Source organism: Auraticoccus monumenti (assembly GCF_900101785.1).
In the GTDB taxonomy this organism is placed as follows: domain Bacteria; phylum Actinomycetota; class Actinomycetes; order Propionibacteriales; family Propionibacteriaceae; genus Auraticoccus; species Auraticoccus monumenti.
The window spans coordinates 2,970,872-2,986,777 of the sequence record NZ_LT629688.1 but is presented as its reverse complement, the minus strand read 5'-3'; the positions used below and the strand labels follow the sequence as shown (position 1 = coordinate 2,986,777).

At 73.1% G+C, this 15,906-nt stretch carries 17 protein-coding genes; 5 read left to right on the top strand and 12 right to left on the bottom strand.

Annotated elements, in window-relative coordinates; all coding sequences use genetic code 11:
- Positions 1–45: 45 nt before the first annotated feature.
- From mce to BLT52_RS13805, 3 genes are read left to right on the top strand one after another with little or no spacing between them, the layout of a single operon-like run.
- Positions 46–543: a methylmalonyl-CoA epimerase gene (gene mce / locus BLT52_RS13815; protein WP_090594380.1), complete on the top strand. Its 498-nt coding sequence runs from the start codon at positions 46–48 to the stop codon at positions 541–543.
- Positions 544–576: 33 nt separating this feature from the next.
- The gene (locus BLT52_RS20895) at positions 577–1,932 is read left to right on the top strand and encodes a coiled-coil domain-containing protein (RefSeq protein ID WP_157677138.1); all 1,356 of its coding nucleotides are present in this window, start codon (positions 577–579) and stop codon (positions 1,930–1,932) included.
- A 58-nt stretch (positions 1,933–1,990) separates the two neighbouring features.
- On the top strand, positions 1,991–3,100 hold the full coding sequence (locus BLT52_RS13805) for an AI-2E family transporter (RefSeq protein ID WP_090594379.1): 1,110 nt from the start codon (positions 1,991–1,993) through the stop codon (positions 3,098–3,100).
- 100 nt (positions 3,101–3,200) lie between these two features.
- On the opposite strand, the gene BLT52_RS13800 is transcribed toward BLT52_RS13805, so the two are convergent.
- From BLT52_RS13800 to nucS, 3 genes are all read right to left on the bottom strand, one after another.
- Positions 3,201–3,995 carry a hypothetical protein gene (locus BLT52_RS13800; RefSeq protein ID WP_157677137.1) on the bottom strand — a complete coding sequence of 265 codons (795 nt, stop codon included), beginning with the start codon at positions 3,993–3,995 and terminating at the stop codon, positions 3,201–3,203.
- Between the two features lie 288 nt (positions 3,996–4,283).
- Positions 4,284–5,135, bottom strand: coding sequence for a hypothetical protein (locus BLT52_RS13795; RefSeq protein ID WP_090594376.1), 852 nt, complete (start codon positions 5,133–5,135; stop codon positions 4,284–4,286).
- 84 nt (positions 5,136–5,219) lie between these two features.
- Positions 5,220–5,930, bottom strand: coding sequence for an endonuclease NucS (gene nucS / locus BLT52_RS13790; protein WP_090594374.1), 711 nt, complete (start codon positions 5,928–5,930; stop codon positions 5,220–5,222).
- Between the two features lie 99 nt (positions 5,931–6,029).
- Between nucS and BLT52_RS13785 the strand changes: the two genes are divergently transcribed.
- The gene (locus BLT52_RS13785) at positions 6,030–6,305 is read left to right on the top strand and encodes a hypothetical protein (protein WP_090594373.1); all 276 of its coding nucleotides are present in this window, start codon (positions 6,030–6,032) and stop codon (positions 6,303–6,305) included.
- A gap of 13 nt (positions 6,306–6,318) precedes the next feature.
- Here BLT52_RS13785 and BLT52_RS13780 read toward each other — a convergent pair whose 3' ends face one another.
- Positions 6,319–6,864, bottom strand: coding sequence for a GNAT family N-acetyltransferase (locus BLT52_RS13780; RefSeq protein WP_090594371.1), 546 nt, complete (start codon positions 6,862–6,864; stop codon positions 6,319–6,321).
- 61 nt (positions 6,865–6,925) lie between these two features.
- Here BLT52_RS13780 and BLT52_RS13775 point away from each other — a divergent pair, with 61 nt between their 5' ends.
- The gene (locus BLT52_RS13775; RefSeq protein ID WP_090594370.1) at positions 6,926–7,720 is read left to right on the top strand and encodes an alpha/beta fold hydrolase; all 795 of its coding nucleotides are present in this window, start codon (positions 6,926–6,928) and stop codon (positions 7,718–7,720) included.
- 3 nt (positions 7,721–7,723) lie between these two features.
- Here the strand turns inward: BLT52_RS13775 and BLT52_RS13770 are convergent, their stop codons facing one another.
- The 8 genes from BLT52_RS13770 to atpA all read right to left on the bottom strand — a co-directional run bounded on the left by BLT52_RS13770 (position 7,724) and on the right by atpA (position 15,887).
- On the bottom strand, positions 7,724–9,388 hold the full coding sequence (locus BLT52_RS13770) for a bifunctional 3'-5' exonuclease/DNA polymerase (RefSeq protein WP_090596771.1): 1,665 nt from the start codon (positions 9,386–9,388) through the stop codon (positions 7,724–7,726).
- Positions 9,389–9,504: 116 nt separating this feature from the next.
- Positions 9,505–10,215, bottom strand: coding sequence for a peptidylprolyl isomerase (locus tag BLT52_RS13765; protein ID WP_090594368.1), 711 nt, complete (start codon positions 10,213–10,215; stop codon positions 9,505–9,507).
- Positions 10,216–10,267: 52 nt separating this feature from the next.
- Positions 10,268–10,888 carry a cob(I)yrinic acid a,c-diamide adenosyltransferase gene (locus tag BLT52_RS13760; protein ID WP_090594366.1) on the bottom strand — a complete coding sequence of 207 codons (621 nt, stop codon included), beginning with the start codon at positions 10,886–10,888 and terminating at the stop codon, positions 10,268–10,270.
- A 65-nt stretch (positions 10,889–10,953) separates the two neighbouring features.
- Positions 10,954–11,409: a DUF2550 domain-containing protein gene (locus tag BLT52_RS13755; RefSeq protein WP_090594365.1), complete on the bottom strand. Its 456-nt coding sequence runs from the start codon at positions 11,407–11,409 to the stop codon at positions 10,954–10,956.
- A gap of 38 nt (positions 11,410–11,447) precedes the next feature.
- Positions 11,448–11,861: a F0F1 ATP synthase subunit epsilon gene (locus BLT52_RS13750; RefSeq protein WP_090594363.1), complete on the bottom strand. Its 414-nt coding sequence runs from the start codon at positions 11,859–11,861 to the stop codon at positions 11,448–11,450.
- 2 nt (positions 11,862–11,863) lie between these two features.
- Positions 11,864–13,324, bottom strand: coding sequence for a F0F1 ATP synthase subunit beta (atpD, locus tag BLT52_RS13745; protein WP_090594362.1), 1,461 nt, complete (start codon positions 13,322–13,324; stop codon positions 11,864–11,866).
- Between the two features lie 7 nt (positions 13,325–13,331).
- Positions 13,332–14,243: a F0F1 ATP synthase subunit gamma gene (locus tag BLT52_RS13740; RefSeq protein WP_090594360.1), complete on the bottom strand. Its 912-nt coding sequence runs from the start codon at positions 14,241–14,243 to the stop codon at positions 13,332–13,334.
- A 6-nt stretch (positions 14,244–14,249) separates the two neighbouring features.
- Positions 14,250–15,887 (bottom strand): F0F1 ATP synthase subunit alpha, encoded by a 1,638-nt coding sequence (gene atpA / locus BLT52_RS13735; protein ID WP_090594359.1) that lies wholly within the window; start codon positions 15,885–15,887, stop codon positions 14,250–14,252.
- Positions 15,888–15,906: the final 19 nt, after the last annotated feature.

Here is a 15,906-nt window from a genome sequence, read left to right as displayed (position 1 = left end):
GCTCGACTCCCCCGGCCCGGCGGGAGCAGCCCTAGGCTTCGGACCATGAGCAGCACCGACGACCCGGACGGGGGCCGCGCCCTGCCCGGGGACCTCTTCGAGGGGGTGGACCACATCGGCTACGCCGTCCCCGACCTGGAGGAGGCGCTCGCCCTGCACACCGGCCGGCTCGGGTGGCGGCTGGAGCACCGCGAGCACAACGAGGAGCAGGGGGTGGAGGAGGCGATGCTGACCACCGGCGACGGCCTGGGCGCGCGGGTGCAGCTGCTGGCCCCTACCCGGTCGGACTCCCCGATCGCCCGCCACCTGGAGCGTCGCGGCCCCGGCGTGCAGCAGGTGGCCTACCGGGTCCGCGACCTCGAGCAGGTCAGCGCGGAGCTGCGTCGACGCGGGTTCCGCCTGCTGCAGCCGGAGGCCCGTCGGGGCACCGCCGGGTCGCTGATCAGCTTCCTGCACCCCTCCGACACCGGCGGCGTGCTGGTGGAGCTGGTGCAGCCGGCGGCGACCGGTGGGACCCACCGCGACGTCACCGTCCTCGACTAGCCTGTCGGGCAGACGACTTCGGGAGGACCACCAATGGCCGGGAACGACGACAGCTCAGGGCTCGACATCTTCTTCGACCAGACCGCGGAGACGGGGTTCCGCCAGACCCGTCTGGGCGGGTACGACCGCCGCGACGTCGACGCCTACGTCCGCGAGGCCGAGCAGCGGCTGCGCAGCCAGCAGCAGCGGATCCAGCGCCTGGAGCAGCAGCTGGCCGAGACCCAGCAGGCCGAGCCCACCGTGCAGCTGCCGGCCGCCCCGCGCGACCCCGACGAGGGCCTGGACGTGGGCAGCCGCACCACGGCGATCCTGCAGCTGGCCCGCGACCAGGGCCGCCAGGTGGTCGACGCCGCCCAGCGGGAGTCCGAGCGGATCGTGGCGGCCGGCCGGGTCCAGGCCCAGGAGATCATCGACTCCGCCATGCGCGAGGCCGAGGACATCCGGCTCACCACCCAGGAGCACGCCGACGACCAGCGGGCCCGGCTGGAGCGCGAGACCGGGGACGTGGTCGCCCGCACCAACGCCGAGGCCGAGATCCTGCTGGACCGGGCCCGCCAGCAGGCCGCCGTGGTCGAGCACGAGGCGGTCAGCCTCGCCGCACGCACCCGCGAGGACGCCCAGCGCGAGGCCGACGTGGTCCGCCAGCAGGCGATGACCCAGGCCGCGCAGTGGCGGCTGGAGGCCGAGACCGTCCGCTCGGAGGTGCTGACCGCCCTGCAGGCCGAGCACCGGGAGGCCACCGACGCGCTGGCCGCCACGCTGGCCGAGCACACGGCCCAGCGCCAGCAGGCCAACGAGGAGCTGGCTGCCGTGGTGGCGGAGGCGACGCGGATCCGCAACGAGGCCGTGGTCGAGGCCGACGCCGCCCGGACCCGGGTGCTGCGCGAGACCGAGAACCAGATCGCGGTGGCCCGGGCCCAGGCCAAGGTCAGCCTCGAGCGGGCCACCCAGCGCCACGACGACCGGATCGAGGCGCTCAAGCGCGAGATCGCCTCCCTGCAGCAGCGGCGCCAGGGCATCGTGGCCCAGCTGTCGCACCTGTCGGCCCTGGTCACGGCGACGGCGGGCGAGTTCAGCGACGACGCCATGGACCCCCTGGACTCCAGCCTGGACGACCCCGACGACGACCCCCGGCCCGCCGTGGCCGCGGGCGAGGGCGAGGACGCCGGATCGGACCGTCCTGCCGACGCGCCGGGCGGCGACGGCGGTGCTGCGGCCACGCTGGTCGACGTCGAGGTGCCCGGGACGGGGTCGGACGACACCACGACCGTGCTGCCGCGGGCGGGCGCCGGCGGGCAGCACGGCGGCGGTCAGGGCGGGACCGAGGACGGCGGCGAGAGCGAGGCCGCGAGCGGGGAGCAGCAGACGTCCGGCCCGCCGCGGCGCTGACCGGCCGGGCGCTGGGTCGGCACTACGGTGAGGCCACCACCGTGGAAGGATCCCAGCCATGACCGAGGCCAGCCCTGACGAGCCCGGGCGCCCTCCGACGGAGGTCCGTCCGGCCCCGGTCGTCTCGTCGGGGCAGCGCGTGCACATCGCCTCCCCGTACCGCTTCGGCTTCTTCGGCTGCCTCGGGGTGCTGACCGCCTACCTGCTCTTCCAGGCCGCGCTGGAGGTCAGCACGATCCTGCTGACGGTCGTGGTGGCGCTGCTGGTGGCCGTCGGGCTCAACCCGGTGGTGGAGGTGATGACCCGGCGCGGTCTGCCCCGGGTGCTCGCGGTGCTGGGCGTGTTCCTGGCCCTGGCGGCCTTCCTCACCCTGGTGGTGCTGGCCGTCCTCCCGGTCTTCACCCAGCAGATCAACCTGCTGCTGGAGACGGCGCCGGAGTCGCTGGTGCGGATGCGGGACAACCCGGTCTTCGCCGACCTCGACGCGCGCTACCAGATCGTCACCCGGGTGACCGACTTCATCACCTCCGGGGACCTGATCCAGGCGCTGTTCGGGGGGCTGCTGGGAGCCGGGCGCTTCATCGCCAACGTGCTGGTGGCCGGCATCGTCACCCTGGTCCTGACGCTGTACTTCATGAGCTCGCTGCCGGCGATCAAGCAGGTCATCTACCGTCTCTCCCCGGCCAGCCAGCGGCCCCGGGTGCGCTACCTGGCCGACCAGATCTTCGGCAAGGTGGGCTCCTACCTGACCGGCATGTTCGTGGTGGTCACCTGCGCCGGGGTGCTCTCCTTCGTCTTCCTGAGCATCATCGGGATGGGTGAGTACGCCCTGGCCGTGGCCGCCGTCGTCTCCATCCTGAGCTTCATCCCGCTGGTCGGCTCGACGCTGAGCATGGTGCTGGTCACCGCGGTCTGCCTCAGCAGCTCGGTGCCGCAGGGGGTGGCCGGACTGGTCTACTACCTGGTCTACCAGCAGTTCGAGGCCTACGTGATCTACCCGCGGGTGATGGCGCGCTCGGTGCAGGTCCCCGGACCGGTCACCGTGATCGCCGCCCTGGCCTTCGGCACCCTGCTGGGCATCGTGGGCGCCCTGATCGCGGTGCCCACCGCGGCCGCCCTGCTGATCCTCTACCGCGAGGTGCTCATCCCGAGGCTGGACCGCAGCTGACGACGTCGGCCGCCGGCCCCGTGGCGGCCTCCGTCACCGGTCCGACGTCCTCGACCGGGGCCGTGCTGGTGCGAGGGGTCGTCGGGGTGCGGGCGAGCGCTCAGCGGGAGGGCTCGCTGCGCTCCTCGGCGTAGTCGGCCAGCGCCGCCCGCGCCTCCTGGACCGGGTCGTCGGCCCGGTCCAGCTCCTGGTCCGCCCGGGCCGTGCCCTCCACGAAGGCCGAGATGTAGCCGTCGCGCGCGGCCTCGACCGCGGCGGGGTCCTCCTCGACGGCGTCGGCCCACTCCGCCAGGTACGGCCGCGCCTCGGCGAGGATCGCGTCCAGGGTCGGGTCTCCGGTCTCGCCGAGGGCGTCCAGGTCCTCCCCGCAGCCGCGGAGCACCGTCGTGCTGGACTGCTCGCGCGGGGTGTGCACCGGCAGCGCGTGGGGGTTGCAGGTCTCCAGCACCGGGGCCGCCTCCGTGGTGGCCTCCAGGAAGGTGGCCTGGCTCCCCCGGTACTGCTCCACCTCCCGGGTCCAGGTGGTGTGCAGCGCCTCGAAGGCGGGGTCCTGCCGGGCCGGTGAGGCCGCCAGGTCGGCCACGGACCGGTCCAGCTGGGCCAGGTGGTCCGCGCCGTTGACCACCTCCGTGCCGTCACCGATGGGCAGCGCGGTCAGGTAGGAGGAGGTGGCCCGGTCGACGCGGGTGAGGGCGCCGTCGGCGTCCAGGGTGGCGCCCCAGGCGTCGTGGTACTGCCCCGGTGAGACGCCGACCTCGTTCGGGATCCGCATCCGCTCCCGGCGCGAGGGTCCGTCGACGAGGACCGCGACGTTGACCAGCACCAGGGAGAGCACCAGCAGCCCACCCAGGACCGAGACCAGCACCAGCGGCCACCGGCGCCCGCGATCCGGCACGGGGCCGCCGGTGCCCGGACCGCGCCCGCCCGGCTGCCCCGGTCGCCCCTGGGGCGGCGGACCGGGCGGCTGATGACGCCCGGAGGGGTGCGGCTGGCCCGCGCCGTGCGGCGGACCACCGGCCGGTGGCCCGGGCCACGGCGCGTGCGCCTGCGGCTGCGGCTGGCCGGGCTGCTGCCAGGGGGTCGGCGCCGGTGGCTGTCCGGGGTGCTGGGGCCGGCCGGGGTGCTGGGGCTGGCCGGGGTGCTGGGGCCGGCCCGGGTGCGGAGGGGGCTGCGACACGGTCACTCAGCTCCCCGCCGGCAGTGCCGAGCGGCGGTCGCAGTGGCTGACGAGGTCGTCGCCCTCACCGTCGACCGCCTCGTCCATCCGGTTGGTCGTCCTGATGCCCAGGTCCACGGTCCCGCCGAAGGCCGCCAGGTAGGAGCTGGACCCCGCGGCAGCGGCCTCGACGTCACCGGCGGCCAGGGCGCGGGCCCAGTAGTCGAGGTAGGGCACCCCCGCGGCGGCGACGTCGGCCACCGGGGACGATCCGCCACCCACCTCCTCCAGGGTGTCCCGGCAGTCCTGCACCGTCTCCTGGGTGGCCGGGTCCCCCGGGTCGAGCGCGGCGAGCGCGGTGGGGTGGCAGGCGCCGGCCTCGTGCAGCGCGGCGGCGTCGGCCAGCAGGGCGTCCAGGTCCTCCCGGTAGGCCCGCTGGACCTCGTCGTAGCCGCTCTTGAGGGCCGCGACCTCGGGGGCTGCGAGGGCGGGCAGGTTCTCGGTGCTGGCCGCGGCCTGGTCGAGGGCGGCGAGCAGCTCCGGGCCCCCCTCGATCTCGGCGTCACCGGCCAGCAGGGCCAGGTAGTAGGTCCGGACGGCCTCGGCGACGGCGTCGCGGGGCCGGCTGGCGTCGGCGACCGCCCGCGAGGTGGCCGCGTAGCCGTCCTTGGTGACCCCGTGCTCGTCGGGCACCGAGCGGAGCTCCTCCAGCGAGGGCTCGAACAGCTGGGACTCGTTGGCCCGGACGTTCACCGCGGTCAGCCCCAGCAGCACCAGGACGGCGGCGCCGAGGGCGAGGGAGACCCGCAGCAGGGTGCGGCGGCCCGGGGGCGCCGCTGCTCCCGACCCGGCCCGGAGGCCGGTCGCGGGTCCAGCCATCACGTCCTCCGTGCTCTGCCGGCTGCTCGGTCGAGCGGCACCCTACCAGCGGCCGGGGCCCTCCCCCGGGGTCGGCGCGAGGCCTCAGAAGAGCCGCTCGTCGGCGTTGTCCAGGCCGCGCAGGGCGTCGTAGTCCACGGTCACGCAGACGATCCCCCGGTCGGTGGCCAGCACCCGTGCCTGAGGCTTGATCTGCTGAGCGGCGAAGACGCCCTTGACCTCACCGAGCAGCGGGTCGCGGCGCATCAGCTCCAGGTAGCGGGTGAGCTGCTCGACGCCGTCGATCTCGCCGCGCCGCTTGACCTCCACGGCCAGGTGGGCGCCGTCGGCGGTGCGGCACAGCAGGTCGACCGGGCCGATGGCGGTCATGTACTCCCGCCGGACCAGCCGGACACCCGTCCCGAAGGTCTCGGGGTTCTCGGCCAGCAGCTCCTGCAGGTGCGCCTCCACCCCGTCCTTCTGCAGCCCGGGGTCGACACCGAGGTCGTGGCTGGAGTCGTGCAGCACCTCCGCGATCGAGATCTGCAGGGTGTCGCCGTCCTTGCCCACCACCTGCCACACCTGGGTCAGGCGGTCGTCGAGCTCGCTGATGACCGCCTGCTCGTCGGGGGCGGGGTCGCGCACCGTCAGCGTGCACGGCGGGCTCATCCAGTTCAGCGGCTTGTAGGCTCGGTCGTCGGCGTGGATGCTGACCGAGGAGTCGGACTTGACCATGATCAGCCGGGTCGCCATCGGCAGGTGGGCGGTCAGGCGTCCGGCGTAGTCGACCTGGCAACGGGCTACGAGCAGTCTCACAGCGGGGCAATCTACGCGAAGGTCGGTGCCGGGGGGTGTGCCAGACTCGATCCGTGCCTCGTCCCCGCTCCCGCCACCCGCGCCCCGGGCGGTGCTGAGGTGCCCAACCGACGCCGGGCCAGCAAGCACAGCCGCCCGCACCGACCCCTGTCGGAGGCGCTGGGCGCCGAGCGGGCCGAGACCTCCGACGGCAGCTGGGTGGTCCGCTCCGTCCCGGGCGGGTCGGGCGCCAAGACCTACACGTGCCCCGCCTGCCACCGCCCGATCCTCCCCGGGACCCCGCACGTGGTGGCCTGGCCGACGTCGGGGGCCTACGGCGTCGACGTCGGTGTGGGTGCGCGACGGCACTGGCACAGCGGCTGCTGGCGGCGCTGAGCCCCCGAGCCGCTCAGAGCACCAGCTCGTGCACCAGCTCCGGACCGTCCTCCTCGTCCACCTGATCACCGACGTGGACGAACCCGGCCCGGGTGACCAGGGCGAGCGAGGCGGTGTTGCCCGGCGCCACGCTGGCCCGGACGACGACCACCCCGGGCTCGGCCCGGGCCCGCTCCACCAGCGCCGCGAGCACGGCCGTGCCGTAGCCCTGCCGGCGCCGGGCCGGGTCGATGGCGTAGCCGACCTCGACCATCCCGCGCCCGTCGGGTGGGCCGTGGAAGCCGGCCCGGCCGACCGGGACCAGCTCGTCGGCGTCCAGCACCACGCCCGTGACCCAGCGCGCCGACCCGGGGTCGGTGGCCACCTGCTCGGCGCGCATCCGCCAGATCGGGACGCAGACCGGGTCGACCAACCACGGTGAGAGGGGCGTCCCGGTGCCGGCCCGGGCCGCGGTCAGGTCGGCCAGGGCCAGCGCCCGCAGCACGGCGGGCTCGAGGTGCTCGATCCGGACCCGCCGGGTCGTGCGGGGACGGCCGGGTGCGGCGGGCTCGGGGGACACGTCCCGAGCCTAGGTCCGCGGCTGACAGACTGGACGCCGACCGACCACCCCACGAGGACCGATGCCTGAGCTGCACACCACCACCCTGGGTACCGACGGACCGCTCGTCGCCTTCTGCCACGGCCTGTTCGGCCAGGGACGCAACTGGACCCAGGTCGCCAAGGCACTGGCCGGCGAGAACCGGGTGCTGATGGTCGACCTGCCCAACCACGGGCGCTCGGCCTGGACCGACCGGGTCGACCACCTCGACATGGCGGACCGGGTGGCCACCCTGTTCTCCGCCGACGACCCCGTCACGCTGGTCGGGCACTCGATGGGGGGCAAGGTGGCGATGGCCCTGGCGCTGCGGCACCCGGAGCTGGTCGAGCGGCTCGCCGTGGTCGACGTGGCGCCGGTGACCTACCCCCGGATGAGCACCTTCGCCGGGTACGTGGCGGCCATGCGCTCGGTCGACCTGGCGTCGACGGGGAGCCGCGCGGAGGCCGAGGAGGGGCTGCGCGCCGGCGTCCCGGACCCGGTGGTCCGCGGCTTCCTGCTGCAGAACCTGCGCCGGTCCGAGGACCCGTCGGGCGGCGCGGGCTGGCGCTGGCAGATGAACCTGCAGGCGCTCGGGGACCAGCTGGAGGCGATCGGGGCGTGGCCGGAGCAGGAGCTGGCCGGGGTCGAGCCCTACGCCGGCCCGACGGTCTGGATCGGCGGGCAGGACTCGGACTACATCACCGCCGAGCACGAGGCCGCCATGCGCCGGTGGTTCCCGCGGACCCGTCGGGTCTCGGTCAAGGGCGCCGGGCACTGGGTGCACTCCGAGCAGCCCGAGGCGTTCCTGTCGGTGCTGTGGGTGTTCCTGCGGGGTTGAGGGTCACTTCGCCTGGCCGTAGTGCTCGACCACGGCCACGCTGAGCGGGAACTCCACCGGCGTGGAGCCGAACATCAGCCCGGACGCCTGGGCGGCGGCGTCGGTGACGGCGGCCACCACCGCGTCGGCCAGCGGTTCGGGGGTGTGCACCATCACCTCGTCGTGGAGGAAGTAGGCCAGCCGCGGGACCCCACCCCGGTCCTCGGCCATCCGGGTCAGCGCCTGCCGCAGACCGGCCAGCCAGCACAGCGCCCACTCCGCGGCGCTGCCCTGGACCACGAAGTTGCGGGTGAAGCGGCCCCAGTCCCGGCTCATCCGCCGGGCGTCGCGGCGCTCCCCCTCGGCGAGGTCCTCCGCACCGACCTCCCCGCCGAGGGCCGTCCAGGAGGCGCTGCCCGAGGGCTGCGGGGAGGTGCGGCCCAGCCAGGTGGTGACGCGCCCGCCCTGCTCGCCGGTGCGGGCGGCCTGCTCGACCAGCCCGGTGGCCCGCGGGTAGCGGCGCACGAGCTGGGGCATCAGCCGTCCGGACTCCCCCGAGGTGGCTCCGTAGAGGGCGCCGAGCATGGCCACCTTGGCCAGGTCGCGGGTGGCGACCACGCCGTCGGCGACCAGGCCGGCGTAGAGGTCGCTGCCGCTGCTGGCTCGGGCGAGCTGGTCGTCGGCGGACATGGCGGCGAGGATCCGTGGCTCCAGCTGGGCGGCGTCGGCCACGACGAGCCGGTACCCGGGGTCGGCGACCACGGCGGAGCGGATCTGGCGCGGTAGCTGCAACGCACCCCCGCCGTTGGTGGCCCACCGCCCGGTGACCACGCCGGCGACCACGTAGTCGGGGTGGAAGCGGCCGTCGGTGACCCAGGTGTCGAGCCAGTGCCAGCCGTTGGCGGTGAGCAGCCGGGAGAGCTTCTTGTACTCCAGCAGCGGCTCGACGACCGGGTGCTCGCAGGCCTCCAGCTCCCACTGCCGGGTGCTCTGCACCGGGAGCCCGGCCGAGCGCAGGGCCTGCAGCAGCTCGGGCTGGGAGTCGGGGTTGAGCCGGGGCGATCGCAGCTCGGCGCGGACCCGGACCGCGAGCGCCTCGAGCTTGGAGGGACGTCCGCCGAAGACGTTGCGCTCTCCCAGCAGCTCGCGCAGCTGGGCCTCGTGCACGCCGCGGTCCCAGGGCATGCCGTCGTGCTTGAGCTCCGCGGCGACCAGCGCCCCGGCGGACTCCGCCGACAGCAGCAGCCGCAGCCGGTGCGCGTGCTCGGCCGTGACGAGACAGGCGCGCTGACGGGCGAGCTCGGCCACCACCTCGTCCAGGTCCGGACCCTCGGTGACCCCGGGCAGGTCGAGCAGCGTCGGCTCCCCCTCGTCGGCCGGGGTGGGCAGCCGCTGCCAGACCGGGTGCGGCTCGAGCGGTGGGTGGCAGCGGTCGCTGGCGGCGAGCACCGCCCGGCAGAGCCGCAGGTCCAGGCAGCGCTGGACCCGCACGCCGGCGCGCAGCAGGTGCGGCGCCACCGCCCGGGTGTCGGCCCAGACCCAGCGCGGCCGCTGCTCCTCGAGCTCGACCAGCCGCGCCGGCCACCCGGGGCGGCCGGGAACCAGCCGCTCGGACGCGACGGGACGGCCGTCGGCGTCCAGCACCGACAGCACCAGCCCGGTGTCGTCCCAGGCGACGGCGATGTCCACGACCGTCACGCTACGGGGCGGCACCGACAGGCCCGGAGCCTCCGGTACGTCGCGGTCAGCCGGGGCCGCTCAGCGCGAGACGCCACCGAGGCCGGTCGAGCCGGGGCGCGGAGGGATCAGCCGACGGTGACGTCGGTGATCTCCGAGGGGTTGTTCGGACGACCGGTGCCGTCGGGGTAGCTGCCGTCCTGGCCCTCGGCCGACATCCGGGCCACCACCGCGCGGGAGGCCTCGTCCATCTGGCCGACCACGGTGTACTCCGGCGGGAGCGCGGAGTCGTCGTAGACCAGGAAGAACTGCCCACCGGTCGAGCTCGGCTCCTGCGTCTTGGCCATGGCCACGGTGCCGGCGTCGTAGGTCTCCTGGCCGGTGACCTCCTCGGCGTAGCGGTACCCGGGTCCGCCGGTCCCGTCGCCGGTCGGGTCGCCGCACTGGAGCATCAGCAGCTGCCCGGAGTCGCTCAGCCGGTGGCAGGAGGTGCCGTCGTAGTAGTCCTGGGCAGCCAGGGACTCGAAGGAGTGCACGGCGCAGGGGGCGTTGGCGCGGTCCATGGTGATGCTGACCGGTCCCTCGGTCATCTGCAGGGTGATGGTCACCTCGCCGCTGGTCTCGATGTCCTCCGTCGCCGGCGGGTCCACCGGCTTGGCCGGCTCACCGGTGGGCAGGTACTCGCACAGCGGTGCCGGTCCGCCGGCGGCGGTCGGGGTCGGCCCCGGTGTCGAGGCGGCACCGCCCGGGGTCGTCGGGTTGGTGCTCGTGGGGGGCGAGCAGGCCGGCAGCACGACGAGGGTGGCCACCGCGGCGAGGGGGAGGATTCGCTTCAGCACGGCCCCACCCTGCCACAGGCCGCCACACCGGCCGGGGACCGACGGGACCCCGTCAGTCCTGCGGCGCGGCGGTCGCCCGGTCCGAGCCGGGCACCCACAGCACCTCGCCGTCGGGCCCGTTGACCCGGCGGGTGAGCACGAACAGCAGGTCCGACAGCCGGTTCAGGTAGGTCAGCGCCACCGGGTTCACCCCGCCCGGGGAGCCGTCGTCGGTGGGCTCGGTGCCGTGGGCGGCCGCCGCCTCCCAGGCCCGTCGCTCGGCGCGCCGGACGACCGTCCGGGCGACGTGCAGGTGGGCCGCCGCCGGGGACCCACCAGGCAGCACGAAGGAGCGCAGCGTCGGCAGAACCTCCCCCAGCTCGTCGCACCAGTGCTCCAGCCGGTCCACGCACGCCTGGACGACCCGCAGCGGGGGGTGCGCCGGCGCCGCGACCAGCGGCGTGGACAGGTCGGCGCCGAGGTCGAACAGCTCGTTCTGCAGGAAGGCCAGCACCCGCTCCACGTCGTCGGGCAGGCCACCGGTGGCCAGGACCACGCCGATGACGGAGTTGGCCTCGTCCACGTCGCCGTAGGCGTCGACGCGGGGGTCGGTCTTCGACGTCTCCGACATGTCGGACAGCCGTGTCCGCCCGCCGTCGCCGGTGCGGGTGTAGACCTTCGAGATGACCACCATGACCCCCACCCTAGGACGCGGGACCCTCCGCCCCGGGCCAGGACGCCCACGGGCAGCCGTGGCTGTCAGACGGGGTAGCAGGTCTCCGGGGGTGCGGCCTCCAGCCAGGAGAGGAACCCCGTCACCGAGCCCCCCTCCATCGCCAGCTCGATCTGCTGGCCGTCGGCGTCGGTCAGCACCACGACCCGCTGGTTGCCGTACAGCGCCGAGACCTCGGCGTCGTCGGGGGCCCGGGTCTCCAGCACCGTGGTCCCGCGGCGGGTGATCTCCAGCCGGGGCCGGAAGGCCAGGGAGAACACCCGGAACCACTCCAGCCGGTCGCCGCTGTAACGAGCGACCCCGAGCGCCCAACCGGCGCCCGGGGTCCCTGCTCGTGTGCCTCTGGTGCTCAGCCGCAGCGCGCACTCGAACATGCTGCCGCGGCGGGCCAGCCAGCGTCGGCGGAGGGCGAAGAGCACGAGCGGCAGGACCGCCAGGGCCAGGACGACGAGGACGCCCTCGACGACCCCCAGCCACTCCATGGACGAACCCTACCCGCGTGCGGCCGACCGACCGACCGTCAGCGAGCCCGCTCGGCGGCGGCCACCTGGGCGCGCGCCCTGGCGATGGCCGCCTCCAGCTCGACGTCCGGCTCGTGGTCGTCGACGCGACCGAGCAGCTCGTCCAGCTGGGTGCGGGCCCGGCCGGCGTCGATCTCGCCACCCATGGCGGCGTACTCGCTCAGGATCGAGACCCGGCCCTGGGCGACGGAGACGAAACCGCCGTCCACGGCCACCACCTCGCGCTGGCCGTCGGTGGTGAGGATCTCCACCCCCGACGGGACGAGCACACCGAGCACCGGCGAGTGGCCGGGCAGGATGCCGATGTCGCCCTCGGTGGTGCGCGCCGTGACCGATCGCGCCTCACCGGACCAGACCGAGCGGTCGGCAGAGACCACCTCGACGCGCAGCACGCCCTGGGTCTGCTCGGCCATGCTCAGCCTTCCTTCTGGATGCGGTCCCAGTTCTCCATGACCATGTCCATGCCACCGACGTTGAAGAAGGCCTGCTCGGCGATGTGGTCCACGTCACCGTTGGTGATCATCTTGAACGACTCGATGGTGTCCTTCAGCGGGACGCTCGAGCCCTCGATCTGGGTGAACTTCTCGGCCATGTAGGTGTTCTGGCTGAGGAACTGCTGGATCCGGCGGGCCCGGTTGACGACGATCTTGTCCTCCTCGGAAAGCTCGTCGACACCGAGGATGGCGATGATGTCCTGCAGCTCCTTGTTGCGCTGCAGGATCTGCTTCACCCGGACGGCCACGTCGTAGTGCTCCTGGCCGATGTACTGCGGGTCCAGGATCCGGCTGGTCGAGGACAGCGGGTCCACGGCCGGGTAGAGACCACGCGAGGCGATCTCGCGCGAGAGCTCGGTGGTGGCGTCCAGGTGGGCGAAGGTGGTCGCCGGGGCCGGGTCGGTGTAGTCGTCGGCCGGGACGTAGATCGCCTGCATCGAGGTGATCGAGTGACCACGGGTCGAGGTGATCCGCTCCTGGAGCTGACCCATCTCGTCGGCCAGGTTGGGCTGGTAGCCCACCGCGGACGGCATCCGGCCGAGGAGGGTGGAGACCTCCGAGCCGGCCTGGGTGAACCGGAAGATGTTGTCGATGAAGAGCAGCACGTCCTGGCTCATCACGTCGCGGAAGTACTCCGCCATGGTCAGCGCCGAGAGGGCGACGCGCAGCCGGGTGCCCGGCGGCTCGTCCATCTGGCCGAAGACGAGGGCGGTGTCCTTGAGGACGCCAGCCTCCTCCATCTCGTTGATCAGGTCGTTGCCCTCGCGGGTGCGCTCGCCCACGCCGGCGAACACCGAGGTGCCACCGAAGTTGTGGGCGATGCGGTAGATCATCTCCTGGATGAGCACCGTCTTGCCCACCCCGGCGCCGCCGAACAGGCCGATCTTGCCGCCCTGGACGTAGGGGGTCAGCAGGTCCAGCACCTTGATGCCGGTCTCCAGCATCTCGGTCTTGCTCTCCAGCTGGTCGAACTTGGGGGCGCCGCGGTGGATCGGCCAGCGCTCCTCGATGGTGATGCTCGACGGGTCGACGTTGAGCACCTCACCGGTCACGTTCCAGACGTGGCCCTTGGTGACCTCACCCACGGGCACCGAGATCGGCTGGCCCGTGTCGCGCACGGCGGTGCCGCGCTGCAGCCCGTCGGTCGGCTTCAGCGAGATGGCGCGGACCATGTTGTCGCCCACGTGCAGGGCGACCTCCAGGGTCTGGGTGCGCTTCTCCCCCATCACCTCCAGGTCCACCAGCAGAGCGTTCAGCAGGTCCGGCATCTGGTCGGCGGGGAACTCCACGTCGACCACGGGTCCGATGACGCGGGCGACCCGACCGACGCCGGTCCCCCCGTCTCCGTGGCCCGTCTGGGTGTCGTTGACAGTCGCAGTCATTGTCTTCTCACTCGCTCTCGGAAGCGTCGGCCAGCGCAGCTGCGCCACCGACGATCTCGCTGATTTCCTGGGTGATCTCCGCCTGGCGCGCCTGGTTGGCCTCACGCGTCAGCCGCTCGATCAGCTGTTCGGCATTGTCCGTCGCGGACTTCATCGCCCGCTGCCGGCTGGCCAGCTCGGAGGCCGCGGACTGCAGCAGGCAGTACTGGATCCGGCTGGCCACGTAGAGCGGCAGCAGCTCGTCCAGCACCGTGGCGGGATCGGGCTCGAACTCGTACAGCGGGTACACCTCGCTGCTCTCCGTCGAGCCCTCCTCGCCCTCCACCACCTCCAGGGGGAGGAGCCGGATCACCTCCGGCCGCTGGGTCAGCATCGAGACGAACCGGGTGAAGACGATGTGGATCTCGTCCACCCCGCCCTCCTCGGTCGGCGTCAGGAAGGCCTCGATCAGCGTGTCGGCGATCTCACGGGCCTCGGCGTAGCTCGGGGAGTCGGAGAACCCCGCCCACGCCCCGGCGACCTCACGACGGCGGAAGCCGTAGAAGGCGGCCGCCTTGCGCCCGACCAGGTAGGGAGCGACCTCCAGGCCGTTCTCCCGCAGCCGCTCGCCCAGCCCCTCGCCCTGCTTGATCACCGAGGAGGAGTAGGCACCGGCCAGACCGCGGTCGGACGTGATCAGCACCATGGCCGCCCGACGCGGGTTCTCCTGCTCGGTGGTCAGCGGGTGGTCGACCTCAGAGTAGGTCGCCACCGCCGACACCGCGCGGGTCAGCTCTCGGGCGTACGGCGCAGCTGCCGTGGCCTTCTGCTGGGCCTTGATGATCCGCGACGCGGCGATGAGCTCCACCGCACGGGTGATCTTCTTGGTGGTGGTGACGGAGTTCCGGCGTTGCCGGAGCTCGCGCAGGCTGGCTGGCATCCCCGATCAGCCCCGCTTGCCCTTGACGATCTGCGCCTGCTCGATGTCCTCTTCCTCGATCGCCTCGGACTGCTCGTTGCCCACCAGGAGCTTGCCGTCGGAGGTCTGGAAGCCCTGCTTGAAGCGGGCGATCTCCTGGGTCAGCGCAGCGGCGGTGTCGTCGTCGAACTTCTGCGTCTCGCGGATGGTCTGCAGCACCGGCGAGTTGTGGCGCAGGTGCTCCAGCAGCTCGTTCTCGAAGCGCAGCACGTCGTCGACCGGGACGTCGTCGAACAGACCGGTGGTGCCGGCCCAGACGCTGACGACCTGGTCCTCCACCGGGTAGGGCGCGTAGTTGCCCTGACGCAGCAGCTCGGTCAGCCGTGCACCGCGCTCCAGCTGGCGCCGGGAGGTGGCGTCCAGGTCGGAGGCGAACATGGCGAAGGCCTGCATGTCGCGGTACTGGGCCAGGTTCAGCTTCAGCGAGCCCGCGACACCCTTCATCGCCTTGATCTGCGCCGCGCCACCGACCCGGGAGACCGAGACGCCGACGTCCACGGCGGGACGCTGGTTGGCGTTGAACAGGTCCGACTGCAGGAAGATCTGGCCGTCGGTGATCGAGATGACGTTGGTGGGGATGTAGGCCGACACGTCGTTGGCCTTCGTCTCGATGATCGGCAGACCGGTCATCGAGCCACCGCCGAGCTCGTTGGAGAGCTTGGCGCAACGCTCCAGCAGCCGGGAGTGGAGGTAGAAGACGTCGCCGGGGTAGGCCTCACGGCCCGGGGGACGACGCAGCAGCAGCGACATGGCGCGGTAGGCCTCGGCCTGCTTGGTCAGGTCGTCGAAGACGATCAGGACGTGCTTGCCGTCGTACATCCAGTGCTGGCCGATGGCCGAGCCGGTGTAGGGCGCGATGTACTTGAAGCCGGCCGGGTCCGAGGCGGGGGCGTGCACGATGGTCGTGTACTCCAGCGCGCCGGCCGCCTCGAGGGCACCGCGGAGCTCGGCCACGGTCGAGCCCTTCTGGCCGATCGCCACGTAGACGCAGCGGACCTGCTTGCTCGGGTCGCCGGACTCCCAGTTGGCCTTCTGGTTGATGATCGTGTCGATCGCGATCGCGGTCTTGCCGGTCTTGCGGTCACCGATGATCAGCTGGCGCTGGCCGCGGCCGATCGGGATCATCGCGTCGATGGCCTTCAGACCGGTCTGCATCGGCTCACGGACCTCCTGGCGGTCCATCACGCCGGCGGCCTGGAGCTCGAGCGGACGACGGCTGTCCAGCGGGGTGATCTCGCCCAGGCCGTCGATCGGGTTGCCCATGGCGTCGACCACGCGGCCGAGGTAGCCGTCACCGACGGAGACCGAGAGCACCTCACCGGTGCGGCGGACCGCGGAGCCCTCCTCGATGCCCTCGGAGTTCCCGAGCACCACGACGCCGATCTCGCGGACGTCGAGGTTCAGGGCGATGCCGAGGACGCCGTTCTCGAACTCGAGCAGCTCGTTGGCCATGGCCGAGGGCAGGCCCTCGACCCGGGCGATGCCGTCACCGGAGGTGATGACGGTGCCGACCTCCTCGCGGGAGGATGCGTCGGGCGTGTAGTCCTGGACGAACCGGTCCAGTGCGTCCCGGATCTCGTCGGGCCGGATAGTGAGTTCCGCCATCAGTCAGTCCCTAGCTCTC

Coding starts and splice junctions, on each gene's coding strand:
- mce (WP_090594380.1), top strand. CDS start 46: ATGAGCAGCACCGACGACCCGGACGGGGGCCGCGCCCTGCCCGGGGAC.
- BLT52_RS20895 (WP_157677138.1), top strand. CDS start 577: ATGGCCGGGAACGACGACAGCTCAGGGCTCGACATCTTCTTCGACCAG.
- BLT52_RS13805 (WP_090594379.1), top strand. CDS start 1,991: ATGACCGAGGCCAGCCCTGACGAGCCCGGGCGCCCTCCGACGGAGGTC.
- BLT52_RS13795 (WP_090594376.1), bottom strand. CDS start 5,135: ATGGCTGGACCCGCGACCGGCCTCCGGGCCGGGTCGGGAGCAGCGGCG.
- BLT52_RS13775 (WP_090594370.1), top strand. CDS start 6,926: ATGCCTGAGCTGCACACCACCACCCTGGGTACCGACGGACCGCTCGTC.
- BLT52_RS13760 (WP_090594366.1), bottom strand. CDS start 10,888: ATGGTGGTCATCTCGAAGGTCTACACCCGCACCGGCGACGGCGGGCGG.
- BLT52_RS13755 (WP_090594365.1), bottom strand. CDS start 11,409: ATGGAGTGGCTGGGGGTCGTCGAGGGCGTCCTCGTCGTCCTGGCCCTG.
- BLT52_RS13750 (WP_090594363.1), bottom strand. CDS start 11,861: ATGGCCGAGCAGACCCAGGGCGTGCTGCGCGTCGAGGTGGTCTCTGCC.
- atpD (WP_090594362.1), bottom strand. CDS start 13,324: ATGACTGCGACTGTCAACGACACCCAGACGGGCCACGGAGACGGGGGG.
- BLT52_RS13740 (WP_090594360.1), bottom strand. CDS start 14,243: ATGCCAGCCAGCCTGCGCGAGCTCCGGCAACGCCGGAACTCCGTCACC.
- atpA (WP_090594359.1), bottom strand. CDS start 15,887: ATGGCGGAACTCACTATCCGGCCCGACGAGATCCGGGACGCACTGGAC.